This window comes from Aestuariibius violaceus, from assembly GCF_040779325.2.
Taxonomy (GTDB): Bacteria; Pseudomonadota; Alphaproteobacteria; order Rhodobacterales; family Rhodobacteraceae; genus Aestuariibius; species Aestuariibius violaceus.
This window is the reverse complement of sequence record NZ_JBFONT020000016.1, coordinates 1-17,130: the sequence shown is the minus strand read 5'-3', so window position 1 is coordinate 17,130 and position 17,130 is coordinate 1. Positions and strand designations below refer to the sequence as shown.

Genomic DNA, 17,130 nt, shown 5'->3' with positions numbered 1-17,130 from the left:
ACTTGGATTTCGGAGAAAGAAACAATGCCACAGGATGCAGGCGCGGGCAGTGATCTCAGCGCGGAGGCGATATCGGCCACGGTCGCTCAGACGGCGGACTCCCGTTACAATCACGAGATCGACCGCGACTGCGCAACCTGTTCACCCGGGTCGCTGTTGGTCAGGTCGCATTACAACGATGCCTGGCAGACTCCGATGGCTGGGGCGCCGTTTCGTCTGACACAAGATGGGGAGACGCTGCTGAGCAGCACGCTCATCAACCTGTCGGACCTCGGCCGCACGCCCCGCGATGTCTTGACGCGGGAGGAACGTGCGCAACTGGGCACCTTCCTGTTCGAGAACGCGCCCGACGGGATGATCACGTTCGAGCTGATCGCAGAGGGCGCCGAGGGAGCCGTGCTCCAGAAGGAAGAGGAGATCCGTCAGCTGATCCGGGATCAGGCGGCCCACCACCGCGCGCATTTTTCGGATCAATGGGCCGAGTGGGAGGCGGAATCGGCGTCGGGACGCGCGGGGCTCCTGCTGGAACGGTCCTACGCGGGGTTCGCGGCCGGGCTGGAGGAGTGGTTCGAAGGGGAGCAGAGCTTCTGGGCCTCACTCGGAGAGATCATCTCGGACGCCTGGGACGCCTTCAAGGACCTGCTGGGAGAGATGGCGACGTCGCTGCACCCCGACAACATCGGAGAGACGGCGCGGATCCTGTGGGAGGGCGCGCAGCGACGGGCGGTCGCCCTGCGCGACTTCGTCGGCGAATTGCCGGGCCGGGCCGCAGAGCTCTATGCCGGCACGCTTCGGATGATCGAGAACATGGGCGCCATCACTGTCTTCCTCGCTGATTTCGTCAGCGGCGACTGGGAAGGGGTGGAGCAGTTCTGCGAGACGACCCTTCCGAACCTGATCGAGGACGAGGCGACCCGCGAGGAATGGTCGACGATGATACGTAACAACGTCGAAAGCTGGCAGCTGGTCCTGGAGATCGTCGGCTATACCGAGGGCCCTGCCCTGTTGATGGGTTCGATCACGACGATGATCGGGTCGATCCCTCCGCAGGTCTGGGCGGGATGGGGCGTCGCGTCGCTTGCCGTCGTGGCCATCGAAGTGGCAGTCAGCGCCTTTATCGGGTTCTGTGTCACGGCGGTCGAGGTGCTGTCCGGCGGGGCCGCCACCGCAGTGGTCGCCACGATTGTCGTCGGGCGTGCCGCGAAGTGGGGCCGGATGAGCGCGCATGTCGTAGAGCAGTTCGGACGATTGATGGGCTGGATCGACCGAGTAATCGACAAGATCGTGGAGATGGGCCAGCTGGCCGTCCGCTCGCGACGGCGTGGCACGACGCAACAGGGCAGTGTCACCCGGGCGGCCGGTCCCCGGTCCGAGGCGACGCAGGATCGTGACCGCGAGGACGACGGCGGCCGCTGCGGCAACTGCCGTAGCCAGCTGGGCGAACGGGGACATCCGGCAACCACACCGAACTTCCGCAATGGCAACACGACAAAAGGGGGCGGGTATCGAGCCGCGATCATGGGGGCCGCAGCCCTCAACCCCACCAGCATTGGCAGCACGGCGCATGTCGGCAAGACGCAGGCGCACCACCTCGTTTCCGGCGAGGGGATGGCGCGGACGAGCAAGGCACGGAACTATGAACGGCTCGGCTATGACATCAACGTGGCGGCGAACCTCTCGCTTATTCCAGGTGACGGGTTCCTGGCCTGTCACCTCGCCTGTCAGCTACACCGGGGGAACCACGCTTGGGGCAGCTATGATTATCATGACGAGGTGCGGCAGCGCCTGGGCGACATCACTCGCAACCTCGACCGGCTCTGCCGCGAAAGCCCACCCGTCAGTAGCATCCAGCGCCGGGTCGATAGGAAAAGCCTTCTGCTCTCTACAGAGATCACGTCCTTCGCCCTGCCCCTGACGCAGGTCTCGGCGGATTTTCAAATCGGCGCGGGGGTCGGCTGTGCCGATACCGCATCGGTCAATCACTCAGGAAGCTGTTCGCACGCGCGCGATCATACGGCGATGTTCGGGTCACTCAGCCTGCCCCGACCCTATCCGATCCGACCTTTCCACTGATCTTGTTTAGGGACTGTCATGAACGATCCGACCGATGACTACTTTATCGTGACACGCGACCGGCAAGCCGTGGATGGCAAGCCGCGCTTTGCCGGGTTCGTCGCGGGAAACGACTGGACCGCCGATCGGATGTACGAGCGGGAAGCGGTCTCGCGGGCCAGGCCGATGGTCTTCGACGTAGATGAACGTGACTTGCGGTTGCAGGACGACGTGCCCGGCGAGATCGGCCATTGGATCGTGAGCGGCGGCGATATTCTGGTGTCCAATGTTGTAGCGGAGGTTCTGGTGCAGACGCGACCGGCCGGTTGGGAGTTGGTGCCTTCAGTCCTGCGCACGATCTACGACACGTATATTGAACCGATTTTCTACCTTCATTTCATCACGGGGTTGGATCTGTGGGATCGGGACCGGTCGGAATTCGCCGTGCCGTTCGACCCGGAATTCGACTTCTCGGCTGAGCTGTCGCGGATCGTGCTGGATCCGGAGCGGGTGAGGGACATCCTGCCACAGGACCGTCAAATGTTCTTGTTGGACGGCGTGGGAAACAATCCTGTCTTGCTGCATCGCGATCTGATCGAGCGACTTTCGGCCGCCAATGCGATGCTTGGAGCACGCTTCTTTCCTCTGGCTGAATACCGGCCTGGCAACAGCTTCGAATAGAGAGCGATCGAAACATTGAGGAAAAGCTTGCGTTCTGAACTCGGTGGCAACGGCGAGCGCTCCCTGAAATGCGGCTCTCGCTAGGTTTGAAGATGATGCTGGCTGCCAGTGATCTCCATTATTTTCAGTGCGAGAACCTCGCCGAGGGTTCTTCAGCCCACGCCGGGAGCGTCCTTCTCTTGCCGAAAAAGGAACGGATTAGGGGGCTGGGTCACGGACTTTCAGGTCAAGGAAGGGCGGCAAAGTGTTAATCCGTTGCGCAGAGGAAACTGCACTGCAGCCGCTGATCGCATGGTCAAGGTCTGCGCTATGACCGAGGGCACATAGCGCTCGGGCTTGGGACAGCACCTTTCTGCGTAGCCTCCTCCCGAAGACAGCACCTGTTGGAACCTCCAGGCGGCGTGTTCACTGCTAGAAAAAACACTGACAAATAACTGCGACAGAGGATACGCTTGAACGCTGCGTCCCTCACGCGATGATACAAGGGAATCATTCATTTGCCCGGTTGAGCCAAAACTCACCGCGTCAGCAGGCTCCAGACCCTGTTCTTGTCGCTGAGGTCGCCGACGATGCGAACTGCTGGTTTGGGTTGCTCGCGGATAATCGTCGGGATCGCGAGGATATCGTAGGTGAGCGCATCCTCCGGTGTCCGGGACAGATCGATGACCCGCAGCACGTTCTGGGAGTGTTCATTCTCGAACAGGAGCGACTTTAGGGCGTCGGCCTGGGAGGTCGCCCCTTCATCGTCGCCGATGACGAACAGCAAGACGCTGAACTGCCGGTCGTCCGCGTCAGCCATCATCAGCCTCGAGCACTACGCCGCTCTTGCCGATATGGAATGCGATCCTTCGGTGATCGTGCGCGATCCCGCGCGCCTTGATGATCTGGAGATGGCGGTTAATGCCGTCTTCATCCACTTCCGAGGAGAGCTCGATTAGCGTGTCGAGGATCGAAGAGAAGACGATCGCGCGGTCTCGATCTTCTGCCTCAGTCGGCTCCATCGCCAGAATTGCGGTGATCCCATGACGTTTCAGATAATCGATCATCCGCACGGTGGTGCGATAAACGGCGTCTCGGTCTCCGGCGGTTGAAAGGCTTGAGATGGGATCGATGACGACGAGGTTGGGCCGGTGACTTTCGACAAGCCGGTAGAGCTCTACCAGATGCCGCTCCAGCCCCATGAGCGTCGGTCGGGCGGATGAGATGACGAGCGTACCGTCCTCTCGGGGGGTCTTGAGGTCGATCCCGGCCGAGCGGACGTTTTCGATCAACTCCTTCGGGGATTCCTCAAAACTCATATAAAGCGCGCGCTCACCCAATTGGCACGCCGCTTCGACTGTCAGCGAAGCGAGTATCGTTTTTCCCGTTCCACTTCCACCCGACAGGAGCACGGTCGATCCGCGGCGTATTCCGCCGCCAAGTGCCTCGTCGAGCGCAGCGGTGCCTGTCGTAAGGCGATCGGACGAGACCGTGTGGTCAAATAATGCTGACGTGAGAGGCATGATTGTCACGCCTTGTTCGTCAATCAGAAAAGGGTACTTGTTCGGGCCGTGATGGGCGCCGCGATACTTGATGACCCTTAGCCGGCGGGTCGCCACATCTCCCATAGTATCGTTTTCCAGTACGATCACACAGTCCGAGATGTACTCCTCAAACCCGCGGCGGGTAACGCGACCGTCGCCTTTCTCGCCGCTCATGATCGTGGTCACGCCAGTATCGGACAAGTAATTAAGGAGCCGGACAAGTTCGCCCCGGATTGCCCTCTCATCCTCGAACATCAGGAAAAGTGTCTCGATTGTATCGAGGGCGAGGTAGGCGGCCCCGATAGATTTCAGCGCCATCTCGATCCGTAGCTTCAGACCGTCAAGCGTGTACTCGCCGACTGCGGTCATGCCTTCTCGGGGCGGGACGATGTGATCGATGTGCAGAAGATCACGATCGATGAAGTCCTGAAGATCCAGACCAATAGACGCAGCATTGTCGATCAGGTCCCTCGGGCGCTCCTCGAACGACAGAAAGACAGCGGGCTCGCCGCGCGAAAGCAGGCCACGAGCGAGGATCGACAGCATAAAGAGCGTCTTCCCGCAGCCCGAGCCGCCCGTGACCAACGTAGTCCGGTCCTTCGGCAGGCCGCCGCCTGTCAGTTGATCGAACCCTTCGATACCTGTCTTGAATCGTTCAATCATGATGTGCCTTGGCTAACTGCTTGGTCTGCTTCGAGATGCAGATACAAGGTATCGAAATCGCAAAGCGCCGCCAGGGCGGGAATGTTAAGGAGTTGCGTCACCGTCTTTTGGCGGCGGATATGTCCAAGGTCCTCGAGCTTGAAGAGCGTTTTGTTGACATGAACGTTCGATAGGCCGAGCGCATCAGCGATTTCGAGCTGTGTCAGCGGCAGGATCATCGCCCCTTCATCGGCCTGCTTCACGATCATTAGGCGGCGGTGCATCTCAAGCAGAAAATGGGCGATCCGCTCGATCGCGTTTCGCCGGCCCAGGCGCACGACATGCTCGCGCACGATGCTGTCTTCCTGGGCTGCGGCCCACCAGAGGGCAGTGGCCAGCCCCGGCGCCCGCTCCAAGAGGGCTTGGAGATCGGGTTTTTCAAGGAACCGGATCGTCACCGTGGAAAGCGCCTCGATCTCGTGGTCGAGCCGGTGAAGCACGAAGACATCCGGTGTGACGATATCCCCCGGTAGCAGGATGTTGATGATCTGCCGGTCACCCGACCGGGTGTTTCGGCTGCGGGCCGCCCACCCAGAGGTCACCAGGACGACCCAGTTGATACTGGCACCCCGCGCGATGATCACATCCCCCCGATCGAAGCGCTGCTCGCGATAGGGCAGGGCATCGAGCGCGGAGATATCTGCCGCGGGAACACCCATATAGTACCCCAGCCGCGTCACGAGCGGTGTATAAGCAAAGTCCGGATGGGCAAAGCGAGGCACCATTGGTCTCCTGACTCTTCAATAGACTCAAAATGTTACATGAGCATAACTTGACCTTAATCCATATCAAAAAGTGGTCGGGAAACTCCTGCTCCTGATTGCACGGAGCGAGCCTGAAAGCTGGCATTTGCACAGCTGTCGAGCTTGCGCTCTGCCTTGGTGTTGGATCGCTTTCGTGCTGGCCTGCGACGTCGTGGGCACGCCCGTTCGCTCGCTTGCGCCCTTACGCAGATAGAGACGGAAGGCGACTCTGGCTGACATGCCACAGGTGCCGGCTTCGGTCTCGGTTATTCGGGCGAGGTCCTTGTGTATTGACGATCCTGATGAGTACCTTTGCTCACCAACAGCGGACCTTGGAGCTCGTTGTTCAGTCGACAGGCTATTCTCGAGCTTCCAAACCGGGATACATTCGCCGCAGTGTCTCCAGCAGCTTGTGGCCTGAGACCGGCTTCTTCACAACTCGGTCGTCGGGGCCTGCGAAACTGATCTGATCTGCGTCATAAGCCGTGATAAACACATAAGGGATGCCACGTTCCTTGAGGATGTCGACGACCGGCTTCGATGTCTTCCCCGACCCGAGATTGACGTCCAGGAACGCGACATCAATATCGCCATCGCGCGCCTGCTTCTTGGCGTCATCCAGATGAACGCTGGGACCGACCACCTCGAAGCCAAGATCCTCCAACACGTCCGTCATCTCGAACGCGACAACGATTTCATCCTCGACTACGAAGATGCGTTCGGGGGTATCGGTCATGTCGTCTCCTCTTTCGTCTCAACTGGCGCAGGCATATCGAGACGCCAGGCAAATCCTTCGGCTGGATACGTGGTCTTTACTTGGCCACCGGTTTCCATCGCCAGGGCGCGGCCCACGATGAACGAACCGAAGCCCTTGCGAGAGGGTTCCACAGGCGCCGGTCCGCCGTGCTCGGTCCAGGTGATCGCAATTGTTTGGGCGTCCTCTGGACCATCAAGACACCAAGCGAGGTCAACCGTTCCTTCCGGGACCGAGAGCGATCCGTATTTGAGGGCGTTGGTCGCGAGCTCGTAGAACGCCATAGAGAAGGCCAGCGCCTGCCGGGACGGTACCTCGATCTCCGGACCTTCAATGCGCACGCGATCCCCGGCGATCCTCCGAACAATGTCCGCCGCCACCCTCCCCAACGGCGCCCGGTCCCACGCCGTCCCGATCAGCTTCGCATGCGCTCTCGAATAGGCGTCGAGGCGATCATCGAGTGTCGCTCGTAAACCCTCCGGAACATGTTCGCCGCGCAGCGATTGGCCGACGATGGACTTCACGACCGTGAAAGCGTTCTTCACGCGATGGTTCAGTTCCGCGATCAAGATCTTCTGCTGGTCTTGCAGCTGTCGTTCCTTGTCGATGTCGATCAGCGCGACAGTCGCACCGATCAGATCGCCATCACCGTTCCGGACCGGCTCACCGATGATCCGCATCCAGAACCGGGTGCCGTCGCCGCGCTGGTAATGCACATCGATTTCCGAACGCTCTTCTCCGTCACGGATCACGCGCGAGAGCGGGTATTCACGGCTTTCGACGCGGTGGCCGTCGGCATGGAAGGACACCCATTCGCCATAGGAATCGACGTCCTCAGAATGCAGCACCGGGTGGCGGACCATCTCTTCAACATGGCTATTGCCGTGAACGATGCGGCCCTTCGCATCAGCGAGCACGACGCCGATCGGCACCGTCTCCATCATCGCCTCGAAGAGGTTAAGCCGATGCGCGGCCTGGCGCGCGACCACCGCGTCCGCTTCGCGCGCGGCTGCCTGGGTCGCAAGCTGTTCTTGCAGCGCGACGATCTCCGCACGCAAGTCTTCGTTCGATCTGTGAGGCATGTCCGCAGTTATCACCCCTGAAGTTCCGAGCGCGATTCATACCTCAAGGATTTGGATTGTCTCGTGGAATCGTAAGACCCGATAAACCAAGTCAGTGGGGGAGGCTCAAACCCATTGACGCTGCTCGTTCCTTCGATCTGAGCCCGACACAACAACCTATTAGTGTTAACGAATCATTTACTATCGTATAGGTGTTTACCCACACTTCTCATCAACGCTGTGCAGTAAGATCGGGAGCTCGGAATGCCTTCTTTCTTCGTGTGGACACCGGCCGACTTCGGGACAACAGGGTTCTCCACTTCAGGTACGTTTACGATGACAGGCAGCCCGGACGTCATCGACGTCACCGATGACGATGCTTCCTTCAATGACGGCACCGCGGATACAGTCAGTCCAGCGGATCCGGGGACACCACAGACACTCACAAATGATGCGGTTCTGGATGGTGTGACGGTCGGGACGGCCGGGCAGGATATTCAGAATGGCGCCGAAGCGACCATTACCAACAACACCACCGGAGAGATTGGGACGCTGATCTATGTGACGATCGGCGACGACGGAACAGGCGCCGGGTTTGTCGGCTATGCGTCGACAATCGAAATCAACCCTGGGGACAGCTTCACCATTTCCAACCTCGTCATCAACCCTGTCGAAGAAGATTATGCAAACCTGGTCGTTTGCTTCGCGCGAGGTACGCTCATTCGGACACCGGATGGAGATCGCCCGGTAGAAGACTTGGTCGCCGGTGATCTCGTTGAAACGATGGATGACGGCGCAAAGCCAATTCGCTGGATCGGATCTCGCATCGTCGCGGCAGAAGGAAGCTTAGCTCCTATCCGGATCGAAGCAGGCGCTATTGGAAACACACGCCCTCTGACCGTTTCCCCTCAGCATCGTGTCCTGTTGATGGGTTGGCAGGCCGAGCTTTATTACGGCCACGAAGAAGTGTTGGTGTCCGCGAAGCATCTCCTGAACTCAGATCGCGTCACGCGAGTTGAGGGCGGTGAGATCGAGTATTTCCACATCCTTTTTGACACCCATCAGATTATATTCTCCGAGGACGCTCCAACGGAAAGCTTCCATCCGGGAGAGACGGGCCTGAACGCCGTCCAAAAAGAACAAAAGAAAGAGCTGCTGCATCTCTTTCCGGAACTGATGTCAGATCCGGACTGCCTCGGTCCGTCAGCGCGTCCCAGCCTCAAACGTCACGAAGGCGAACTCTTTTCCAGGTTTCTCTAGATCGCTCAGCGAGTATCCACAGCTTCAGCTGGTGTGTCGATACGATGGGAGGGATTGAACGCGACAGGATCTCACATGCTTGCACGAACTGAAAAAAGGGGGGCATACGACCTCCGCAGCTGGATGTCTGGCGGTCAAGTCAGCTCCACCATCCTTCGTCTATCTGGATCGCACCAGTCATTTCCACCGGACAATTGGTCATTGAATCCCGCTTGCCCGCGTGTGCGATACGCGATGGTAGACGGTCTGCCACTAGCAGTCACCTCGCGTCCGTATCAACATACATCCCAGATCAGATGCTTCCATGGCACAAGATGGAGATTTTGAGCGGCAGCCCGAGCTGCCGCACTCGCCTTAGATGTCAAAGACGCTCAAGAAGGCTGTTTATCCGGATTAGCGGCCATATTCACGGAAGGTGCGCCTGGGGTCCGGACCAAGACCGAGCCATCCGCGAGTAACCGCAGCAATGTGGTTTGTAACCCGAGCACGTTGGGTTTGCCCTTGGCGGGCGGCTTCTGTCGCCTGATCACCAACGAAAGCGGCGAGGTCCGCCTCGATCCTAGCCGTCTCGGTTAGCGTGTCGCCAGTGCGGGCATCGGCGACCTGAAGATCGAACGAGATGTTATGGACTGCACCGGGCGCATTCGCCACGGCACGAGGCGTCACGGAATGAAACTCGACAAGCGTCGCCCGCATGATAATCGGCCTCCGGCCTCGTAGTCCGGACGCCCCCAACCGAATGCCTGCCTCTAGTATCTGCTGGACTTGGGCACGTCGATCACCCTCTGGTTCTCCCCGCCAGACGATATCCGCATCTGGTGCGAAGGAGTTGGCCTCTGATACGGTCAGTGTTTGCGGTACGACGATTTCGACATCCTGAAGGCGCCAGTCTCGCGCATCGGACAAAACCGCGCTCTGATCATACGCGACCGACCATTCCCTGGTGCAGGATGATAAAGCAATGAATGGCACGATGGAGCGAAGTAGCATCTGTCTTCTGGTACAGTTCATCTGAAGCACCTCTCCGTTTCAGCCAGCAAAGAATTGGTTATCTCTCCTTCTCCCCATCTCCTACAACAACTCAAAGTTTATTTACTCTGTATTCGTCATACTATGGTTGATGACCTCCCACAACTGCCCAGCACCTCCAGGTAATCGGAACTGCTCCATCGGGTTCTTATGGAAGAGTCTGGCCGCATGCAGGCTAGATTGTTCAAGGGAATCGTTCGTTAGGGCGGGAAACCGGTACCCTCTTCCAAGCCATTGAATCAGTGGATAATTTTTATCACCCTATGGTTGCCGAAGTGTGTTACCTAGGGTAAGTCTTTCAACCTATGGTGGGGTATGTTTGATGGCTGACTATACGCTGACTGTGACTGGCGGTGGCTCTTATGCCTACAGTTTCGGCAACACCGGCGAGGACGATACGCTTACCGTCCGAATTGACTCCGAAGCGACTTCACTCTTTACGCTAAACGTTCTCTCCAATGCTTTTGACGGTGAATCTCAGGACGTTACGTTCGTACTACCTCCGGGGTTCACTTATTCTGCCACTCCATTTTTTACTCAGGGAACAGAAACTCCCTAAGAGACTATTTACTTTGTCACGATCACAAACCCCGATGGGGTAGTTGTTGCGAATAGTGTGCAGGTGGCTGCGAACAACCTTGAGTTCAATATAATCTGCTTTGGCCGTGGCACGCCCATTCTTTGTGCGGACGGGCAGGAGCGCTTGGTCGAAGATCTCGAGGCAGGCGACCTCGTAGTGACGAAGGACAATGGAAATCAACCAATTCGATGGATTGGATCAACAAAACTCACACAAGAAACGTTGACCCAATTTCCTGAACGTCGCCCAATCAGATTCACAAAAGATGCTCTTGGTACCCACGAAGAGTTCTTGGTTTCCCCGCAGCACAGAGTCCTTCTAAACAACGAATTGGCAGAGCTATATTATGGCTCGAACGAGATGCTCGCGCCAGCCAAAGCTTTGGTTAACGATAAAACAATTCGGGTGGCTGATGATCTAGAGGAGGTCGAGTATTATCATATCCTCTTCAATGATCATGAATTGATACGTGCGAGCGGCGCTTGGTCGGAAAGCTTCTACCCTGGTAAGTTTTCCATGGATACGATGGAACACGCGACAAGAGATGAAGTTGTTCTATTCTTCCCTGAACTGGAAGATCTCGAGGCACCGGCGATGAGGTCCGTCCGACCATCTCTGAAACCGTGGGAAGTTCGTGTGCTTTACCCCGAACATATCCATTGAGTGACGAAGGTGATCATCCCGATGCACGATTTTGCAGAAAGTGTCGTTCCACTTCGACCGTTGGACGAAAGCTCTACCCTGATCCCGGCCCCTTATGTTCTTGAGGGCAGGCGTCTCATCCTGTCAGCCGTTGAGGTATGCTCAACGCCGGATGACAATCTGAAAAGAATGGACGCTGATGCTAACATCGAAGATGTTTCGCTGCTTCACGACTTACATCAGGATCATCCGCTTCGATTGGGGCTTGCCCTTGCGCGCTCGTGTGCGAGGCTATTTCTGAGAGTCGCGGTCAAAGCTGCGGATGAGGACGGTCTACATTTAAGGCGTTGCCTTTGTCTGCGTGTCGCCGTCCAGACTAGTCCGACCTTCTTCCGAACAGGCCTATTTGCGGCGGCATCGGCGAACGTAATGCAGGAGGTATTCGGCACCGAGAACACTCCAACCGCAACAGCGATAGGCGTTGCCTCACTTCCGATGAATGGTCTCGTTTCGATCGACGGTGAGTTTGTTCTCTCCTGACTGAGCAGCCGCTTCACAATCTGCACTTTATAACCGGACTTCCTCGTTCGGGATCGACTCTTCTGTCAGCGATTTTGCGTCAGAACCCGGGAGTTCATGCCAGCATCTCAAGTCCAGTCAGCGCAATAACGACTGCGACAAAGCTCGTCATGAGCCAGAATTCTGAAGTTGCCACACTCATAGACGATGAGGTTAGGCGGCGCATTCTGACTGGTGTTTTTGTGTCTTACTATTCAAACCATCAAGACTACGACTTGATACTTGATACGAACAGAAACTGGTCCAGCAGGATTGCAGAGCTTCTTTATCTATTCCCCGGAGCACGCTTCATCGTAACGGTGCGGGATCTCGCATGGGTGTTCGACTCTCTCGAGCGGATCCTTAAACGAAACGCTTTGCGACAATCGAATATCGTGAAACCAGGGGCGAGCCTGGCAACACGGATGGATATGGTCCTTGGGTCAGATGGTTTTATCGGCGGCCCGCTCAGCGGTGTGAAAGAGGCTTTCTTCGGACCGAATTCGGATAGACTGCTCCTGATCGACTACAAGGCGCTCTGCGTTGCGCCTGACAAGGTCCTGGAAGCCATCTATGCATTTGTCGGAACCAAGAGCTATCCGCATACCTTCGACGACCTGGAGTGTGAGGAAGAGCGGTTTGACGAAGCATTGAACACCCCCTCGCTCCACAGCGTGCGCCGAAAGGTCGAACTGCGCCCGAGAAAGACGATCCTCCCTCCGGACGTGTTTCAGCGGTTATCCGCGCTTACCTTCTGGACCGGGGCGACGCAGTCGCAAGCTACTCGGATCCTCGCCGATAGGAACGTTGATGAAGACTGAACGGCCGTGACCAAGCCTGACCATTACTTTAAAAGTGCTACGCAGTGAAAGTCTCCTTCAACGGGCCACATCGCAGCGTCAGACGCCTCCTGCCAACGGCGGCTAATGGGATGTACCGGCTGCTTCACCCAGCAGGTTAGGCTTTGCCCATTTCTGCATGATGGAGAAGTAGCATGGCGAAGACAGCATTTGATGAGCTGATGTCGATCGGCATCGATATCGGCAAAGACACGTTTCACATTGTGGCGTTCAGTCCGGAAGGCCAACTTGTGATGCGCAAGCAGATCAAACGGCTGGCTTTGAGTGCGACGTTCGAGAGACTGCCCCGTTGCATCGTCGGCATGGAGGCGTGTCTAAGTGCCCACTTTGTCAGCCGGACGCTTCGCAAGATGGGCTTCGAACCCCGGATCATCCCTGCGATCTATGTGAAGCCTTTCATCAAGGGACAGAAGAACGACTACAACGATGCAGAAGCCATTGCCGAAGCCGTGTTGCGTCCCAATCTGCCGGTTGTCCCGGAGAAGAGCCAGGAGCAGCTCGACCTGCAGGCACTCCATCGCGTTCGCTCGCGTCTGGTGTCGCGTCGGACGGCGACGATAAACCAGATCCGTGCGTTCTTGATCGAGCAAGGCATCACAGTGCGCAAAGGTCTGCGGGCTCTGAAGAACTCGTTTGAGGCGATCCTGGAAGAACGCAAGGACGAGATTTCACCGCGCATGCGCACCATCTTGATCGGCCTTTATGGCGATTGGCTTTGGCTGGATGATCGGATCGACACTGTCTCGAAAGAGATCGAGCAGATCAGTCGCACCGAGGCGAACTGCATCAACGTCATGACGATCCCCGGAATCGGTCCGATGATCTCGACCGCGATGGTCGCGGCCATAGGGACAGGTGAAGCGTTTGCCCGAGGACGTGACTTTGCAGCTTGGGTCGGCCTGGTGCCTCGGCAATACACCACAGGTGGGCGAACGGTTCTCGGGCGCATCTCAAAGCGTGGAAGCCGATACCTTCGAATGCTGTTTGTTCAGGCGGCCAAGGTCATCCTGATGCGCACAAATAGATGGCCGGACTTCAGCTTTGGCGATTGGCTGACGCGTGCTGCGGAACGGATGAACCGCAACAAGCTTGCCGTCGCCCTGGCAAACAAATTGGCTCGGATGGCTTGGAGCATTCTGAGACACAAAACGGCGTTTGACGCACCAAGAGACGAGGTCGCAATCGGCGTCTAGGCCGGATCGACCCATAGGAGTTCGCAACAGATAGAAAGCATGGAACGGAACAATTACGCCCCCAGAGTCTGACGGCCCAAACGGTCAACCAAGACCTCGCGGTTAATGAGACCACGGCGCGTGCGTAACCCCAACAAGGCCACGACCCGCGTGTCGATCAACAGGCCGGATACATATGAGCGACTTCCGAGAACATGCCAGAAATCATTTGCGAACAGCAGCCGGTACATACATTTGGGCCGACCTCGCAGTGTCGGTGTGGCCCTCCTCAGTCAGATGCGGCAACGCCTCCGAGGTCGGCAGTGAGCCCTCTTTGACGGATGCTGCGCTTTAAACAAATGGCTGCTGTTCGCCCCCCTCGAATGAGAGTGTCTGCGCAAGAAGCGGGTCGGTCGAACAGCAAGCGCCGATTAGAAACCTCCCGAAAACCATCAAGCGGAGACGGGAATGCTTCTGGACGGAAAGAGGATCATCATTACTGGTGCAAGCAGCGGCATCGGGACTGCGGCCGCGAAAATCTTCGCGACGGAGGGCGCAAGACTGGTCCTCGGGGCGCGTCGCGCAGAATTGCTTGAGAAAATCACGAACGAGATTTCAGCCGATGGTGGCGAAGCGGATTTTGTGGCCGGGGACGTTGAAGAGAGCGGCTACGCGGAAGAACTCGTGCAACGTGCGGAAGCGCGCTTCGGTGGCGTTGATGGAACGTTCAACAACGCCGGTGTGACGGGAGAGATGGGTCCAATCCCCGACATGGATGAAAATAACTGGCACAAGGTGATGGCGGTGAATCTCAACAGCGGATTCTATGCGGCAAAGCATCAGATACCGGCGATGCGCAAACGCGGCGGTGGCTCGATCGTCTTCACGTCCTCGTTCGTCGGGCACACCATAGGCCTACCAGGCATGGGGGCCTACGCGGCAGCCAAGGCGGGCCTGATCGGCATGACCCAGGTCTTGGCGGCGGAACACGGCGCTGAGAACATCCGTGTCAACGCGCTCCTGCCAGGAGGCACCATGACACCAATGGCCGGAGAGGATGCTGGTTTTCATGAGGTTGTTTGCGGCTTCCACGCACTGAAGCGGATGGCGGAGCCGTCGGAGATTGCGCGGGCGGCACTCTTCCTGCTTTCCGATCATGCCTCTTTCGTGACGGGGAGCGCGATGATCGCAGACGGCGGAAATTCGATTAACAAACTCTAAGGTGCAATAAGCAGACGTTGGCCAATCGAGTGCCAAGGTCAGCAAATTCGCACAGTGTGAGCTCTCCTTCGCGAGGACTGCGCAGTCGCAGCGAATGGCCGGTTCGGTGAAGCTGCGCCGCAGCGCCTCTTGGTGTGGCGAAGGTCCGGTCAGGTCCGTCATCGGAATCAGACGACACTTTGCACAAAGTCAACGGTTTTAAGCCGCAGACTCATTGCCTTGATGCCATAAGGCCAGGAGCCGGGCTAAGCCGCAAAGGCGACCCATCGGCCGGACAGGAGTACGCCGCACCAGACAAAGACCGAGACAAACGCGATGATCCGTGGGGCCTTCTGAAGCCAGTGAAACAGGGAGGCGTTTACTCCCGCCAACGCCAGAAGCCCGAACTTCCAGTAGACCGCAGGGTTTTCGGCGTAACGTGTTGCTTGCACGGACAGCAACAAGAGGCCTGTGACCGCCGCACCCGTGAAGGCGAGCAAAGCGGTGCGAGACAGGCGCGAGACCTGCTCGTCGGCTGCACCGATCCTCAGAACGCGAACGTCGGCCATAAGAATTGGGACGACGACGAACGCGAAGGTCAAAATGTGCAGCGCGGAGATCACAGGATAGGCGGGCCCGCCCACCCAATCTGCGAGCGCGGAGGTCTCCAAGGCCGCCAATACGGACGTCAGCTCGAACATCCAGCTTCTTCGGTTTGCATGCGTCCTCGGCGTACGACGGCTTCGCCGTCTGGTAACCTGATCCATTGACCGCGCAATTGATGCGGCGGGCGGCAGTTCCGGAATACAATTGTCGCGATGCGGTCGCCCGCCGCGATACGCCCTTCGAGCCCGAAGAACAAACCGACTGGGGGGAATTCGACGTCGATGATCCGGCCCCTGTCTTCCTCGCGCACTTCAACGACGTCAGCAAATTCTTGCCCCTGGCGAAGTCCGGCTGGGGTGCTCAAGTCATAATCAACTTGCATCTCAATCAAGGGGTGCGGACGGCGGAAGCTGGCGGATCGAACGATACCTTCGACGTAGATCGGACGGGCATCGTCATAGCGTCCCGTGAACCCGTGATGAGCCAGTGCTGAACGCGGCGCGAACAATGTGAACGCTGCGCAGCCGGTCAGCAGGGCAAGGGTTTGGCGTCGGGATTGCATGAATGGAACTCCTCAAAAAGGGCACGCGCCCCAACGCGGGGCGCGTCCTGTGACTTCTAGCGTGCAATCACCATCGAATGTGCGCCACGCGCGACTGGCACGGAATGTTCAGTCTTGATCAGCTGCGTGTTGCCCGGATCGAGCGGATCAGTCTGGATGCGCCAGAAGTCGATGCTTGAGCCTTCGATCCGGTCATCGAAATGGTCAAAATTCGCGACCGCCAAGTAGTTGCCGGAGTTGTCGAACACCGCCGCTTCCGGAAGGATGCCGTCGTAGTTGAACGTCCCGACCTCTGTTAGATCGCCGGTTTCCTGGTCGAGCGCGGCCAGCGTCACCGACGAATACCAGGTGATGCGGTCGTCGTCGTAAGGCAGGTAACTGCGTTCGAGATTGGTTGTGGCCACCCAGCGGCCATCGGGCGACACGGCAAGACCTTCGGGAGAGACACCCGTCATTACCCGGTCAACCAGCGCGTGGCGTGCTGTGCCATCCTCGCCAACTTCCGCGTTCATACGGACCGACAAAAGTTGGCCACGCGGTGCTTCGACCCAGATGCCCGCGATGTCTGGGCCCCAATATAGCGCATTGGTCACGGCGTGGGTGCCATCGGGCGTGAACAGCACGCGGTAGGGCGCGCGGTCGATGTCTACCGTGTTGCCGAACGGCGTGACGCTCAGGTCATCACCGACGCTGGCAAACTGCATCGTATTATCGAACTGATTGATCCAGACGATCACGTTTTCGCTCGGGTGCCAGTCGATATCCATGATATTGTCTTCGCCGAGGGCATACCCCGCGATGGTTGGCGAAACCGGCTCGCTCAGGCTGCCATCCTCAGCGATGCGGAACAGCTGCACGGGTGTCTCTACGCCGGCGCCGCCTTCGATCGAGTAGCTGACCGCAAGGATATCGCCTCCGGCGTTGACACTCGCGGAGAGGGGTCGAGCGCCGATCTCAAGGGTTTGCAGGATCTCGGGTGCTGCCGGGTCTTCAAGACTGATCACCGTCAACGTTGTGCTGTCTAGCCCCGTGTGTCTGGGCCACTGATCATTGGTTTCTCTAATAGGGTTTCAGGAACGGGTGGGCGCATGTTGAGTGCCTGATGCGGCCGGGTGTGATTGTACTGCCTGAGCCAGTGATTGATG

Annotated in this window: 18 protein-coding genes; 8 read left to right on the top strand and 10 right to left on the bottom strand. The window is 58.1% G+C overall.

The features are described from left to right. The first annotated feature begins 24 nt into the window (after positions 1-24). Together AADZ90_RS21545 and AADZ90_RS21540 are read left to right on the top strand one after the other, a co-directional pair. A complete protein-coding gene (locus tag AADZ90_RS21545) occupies positions 25-2,073 on the top strand; it encodes an AHH domain-containing protein (protein WP_367312601.1) in 2,049 nt (682 codons plus the stop codon). A gap of 18 nt (positions 2,074-2,091) precedes the next feature. After that, entirely contained in the window at positions 2,092-2,733 is a 642-nt protein-coding gene (locus AADZ90_RS21540; protein WP_367312600.1) for a hypothetical protein, read from the top strand. Between the two features lie 517 nt (positions 2,734-3,250). On the opposite strand, the gene AADZ90_RS21535 is transcribed toward AADZ90_RS21540, so the two are convergent. The 5 genes from AADZ90_RS21535 to AADZ90_RS21515 form a co-directional block, all read right to left on the bottom strand. Next, positions 3,251-3,532, bottom strand: coding sequence for a circadian clock KaiB family protein (locus AADZ90_RS21535; RefSeq protein ID WP_367312599.1), 282 nt, complete (start codon positions 3,530-3,532; stop codon positions 3,251-3,253). Further along, on the bottom strand, positions 3,525-4,919 hold the full coding sequence (gene kaiC / locus AADZ90_RS21530) for a circadian clock protein KaiC (RefSeq protein WP_367312598.1): 1,395 nt from the start codon (positions 4,917-4,919) through the stop codon (positions 3,525-3,527). The genes AADZ90_RS21535 and kaiC overlap by 8 nt, the downstream gene beginning before the upstream one ends. Beyond that, positions 4,916-5,680 carry a Crp/Fnr family transcriptional regulator gene (locus AADZ90_RS21525; protein ID WP_367312597.1) on the bottom strand — a complete coding sequence of 255 codons (765 nt, stop codon included), beginning with the start codon at positions 5,678-5,680 and terminating at the stop codon, positions 4,916-4,918. Before AADZ90_RS21525 ends, kaiC begins: the two co-directional genes overlap by 4 nt. Before the next feature lie 379 nt (positions 5,681-6,059). Further along, the gene (locus AADZ90_RS21520; protein WP_367312596.1) at positions 6,060-6,437 is read right to left on the bottom strand and encodes a response regulator; all 378 of its coding nucleotides are present in this window, start codon (positions 6,435-6,437) and stop codon (positions 6,060-6,062) included. Beyond that, positions 6,434-7,513 carry an HWE histidine kinase domain-containing protein gene (locus AADZ90_RS21515; RefSeq protein WP_367312595.1) on the bottom strand — a complete coding sequence of 360 codons (1,080 nt, stop codon included), beginning with the start codon at positions 7,511-7,513 and terminating at the stop codon, positions 6,434-6,436. Before AADZ90_RS21515 ends, AADZ90_RS21520 begins: the two co-directional genes overlap by 4 nt. 267 nt (positions 7,514-7,780) lie before the next feature. Between AADZ90_RS21515 and AADZ90_RS21510 the strand changes: the two genes are divergently transcribed. Next, positions 7,781-8,776 carry a Hint domain-containing protein gene (locus AADZ90_RS21510; RefSeq protein WP_367312594.1) on the top strand — a complete coding sequence of 332 codons (996 nt, stop codon included), beginning with the start codon at positions 7,781-7,783 and terminating at the stop codon, positions 8,774-8,776. A 393-nt stretch (positions 8,777-9,169) separates the two neighbouring features. Here the strand turns inward: AADZ90_RS21510 and AADZ90_RS21505 are convergent, their stop codons facing one another. Beyond that, positions 9,170-9,766 carry a DUF6778 family protein gene (locus tag AADZ90_RS21505; protein WP_367312593.1) on the bottom strand — a complete coding sequence of 199 codons (597 nt, stop codon included), beginning with the start codon at positions 9,764-9,766 and terminating at the stop codon, positions 9,170-9,172. Between the two features lie 661 nt (positions 9,767-10,427). Here AADZ90_RS21505 and AADZ90_RS21500 point away from each other — a divergent pair. The 5 genes from AADZ90_RS21500 (at position 10,428) to AADZ90_RS21480 (ending at position 14,838) form a co-directional block, all read left to right on the top strand. Then, positions 10,428-11,048 carry a Hint domain-containing protein gene (locus AADZ90_RS21500; RefSeq protein WP_367312592.1) on the top strand — a complete coding sequence of 207 codons (621 nt, stop codon included), beginning with the start codon at positions 10,428-10,430 and terminating at the stop codon, positions 11,046-11,048. A gap of 9 nt (positions 11,049-11,057) precedes the next feature. After that, the gene (locus tag AADZ90_RS21495) at positions 11,058-11,567 is read left to right on the top strand and encodes a RidA family protein (protein ID WP_411997147.1); all 510 of its coding nucleotides are present in this window, start codon (positions 11,058-11,060) and stop codon (positions 11,565-11,567) included. Continuing rightward, positions 11,564-12,406 (top strand): sulfotransferase family protein, encoded by an 843-nt coding sequence (locus tag AADZ90_RS21490; RefSeq protein WP_367312623.1) that lies wholly within the window; start codon positions 11,564-11,566, stop codon positions 12,404-12,406. Before AADZ90_RS21495 ends, AADZ90_RS21490 begins: the two co-directional genes overlap by 4 nt. A 173-nt stretch (positions 12,407-12,579) precedes the next feature. Beyond that, a complete protein-coding gene (locus AADZ90_RS21485) occupies positions 12,580-13,638 on the top strand; it encodes an IS110 family RNA-guided transposase (RefSeq protein WP_367312590.1) in 1,059 nt (352 codons plus the stop codon). Positions 13,639-14,085: 447 nt separating this feature from the next. After that, the gene (locus AADZ90_RS21480) at positions 14,086-14,838 is read left to right on the top strand and encodes an SDR family oxidoreductase (protein WP_367312589.1); all 753 of its coding nucleotides are present in this window, start codon (positions 14,086-14,088) and stop codon (positions 14,836-14,838) included. A gap of 245 nt (positions 14,839-15,083) precedes the next feature. Here the strand turns inward: AADZ90_RS21480 and AADZ90_RS21475 are convergent, their stop codons facing one another. Genes AADZ90_RS21475 through AADZ90_RS21460 form a run of 4 tightly spaced genes read right to left on the bottom strand, consistent with a single transcriptional unit; the run spans position 15,084 to position 17,129 of the window. Beyond that, positions 15,084-15,518: a hypothetical protein gene (locus tag AADZ90_RS21475; RefSeq protein ID WP_367312588.1), complete on the bottom strand. Its 435-nt coding sequence runs from the start codon at positions 15,516-15,518 to the stop codon at positions 15,084-15,086. Next, the gene (locus AADZ90_RS21470) at positions 15,506-15,985 is read right to left on the bottom strand and encodes a hypothetical protein (protein ID WP_367312587.1); all 480 of its coding nucleotides are present in this window, start codon (positions 15,983-15,985) and stop codon (positions 15,506-15,508) included. The genes AADZ90_RS21475 and AADZ90_RS21470 overlap by 13 nt, the downstream gene beginning before the upstream one ends. A gap of 56 nt (positions 15,986-16,041) precedes the next feature. Then, a complete protein-coding gene (locus AADZ90_RS21465) occupies positions 16,042-16,995 on the bottom strand; it encodes a beta-propeller fold lactonase family protein (RefSeq protein ID WP_411997146.1) in 954 nt (317 codons plus the stop codon). Between the two features lie 11 nt (positions 16,996-17,006). Continuing rightward, complete coding sequence (locus AADZ90_RS21460; protein WP_411997149.1) at positions 17,007-17,129, bottom strand: integrase core domain-containing protein; 123 nt, start codon at positions 17,127-17,129, stop codon at positions 17,007-17,009. Position 17,130 lies beyond the last annotated feature (1 nt).

Coding starts and splice junctions, on each gene's coding strand:
- AADZ90_RS21545 (WP_367312601.1), top strand. CDS start 25: ATGCCACAGGATGCAGGCGCGGGCAGTGATCTCAGCGCGGAGGCGATA.
- AADZ90_RS21535 (WP_367312599.1), bottom strand. CDS start 3,532: ATGGCTGACGCGGACGACCGGCAGTTCAGCGTCTTGCTGTTCGTCATC.
- AADZ90_RS21520 (WP_367312596.1), bottom strand. CDS start 6,437: ATGACCGATACCCCCGAACGCATCTTCGTAGTCGAGGATGAAATCGTT.
- AADZ90_RS21470 (WP_367312587.1), bottom strand. CDS start 15,985: ATGCAATCCCGACGCCAAACCCTTGCCCTGCTGACCGGCTGCGCAGCG.
- AADZ90_RS21485 (WP_367312590.1), top strand. CDS start 12,580: ATGGCGAAGACAGCATTTGATGAGCTGATGTCGATCGGCATCGATATC.
- kaiC (WP_367312598.1), bottom strand. CDS start 4,919: ATGATTGAACGATTCAAGACAGGTATCGAAGGGTTCGATCAACTGACA.
- AADZ90_RS21505 (WP_367312593.1), bottom strand. CDS start 9,766: ATGCTACTTCGCTCCATCGTGCCATTCATTGCTTTATCATCCTGCACC.
- AADZ90_RS21540 (WP_367312600.1), top strand. CDS start 2,092: ATGAACGATCCGACCGATGACTACTTTATCGTGACACGCGACCGGCAA.
- AADZ90_RS21475 (WP_367312588.1), bottom strand. CDS start 15,518: ATGTTCGAGCTGACGTCCGTATTGGCGGCCTTGGAGACCTCCGCGCTC.
- AADZ90_RS21510 (WP_367312594.1), top strand. CDS start 7,781: ATGCCTTCTTTCTTCGTGTGGACACCGGCCGACTTCGGGACAACAGGG.
- AADZ90_RS21480 (WP_367312589.1), top strand. CDS start 14,086: ATGCTTCTGGACGGAAAGAGGATCATCATTACTGGTGCAAGCAGCGGC.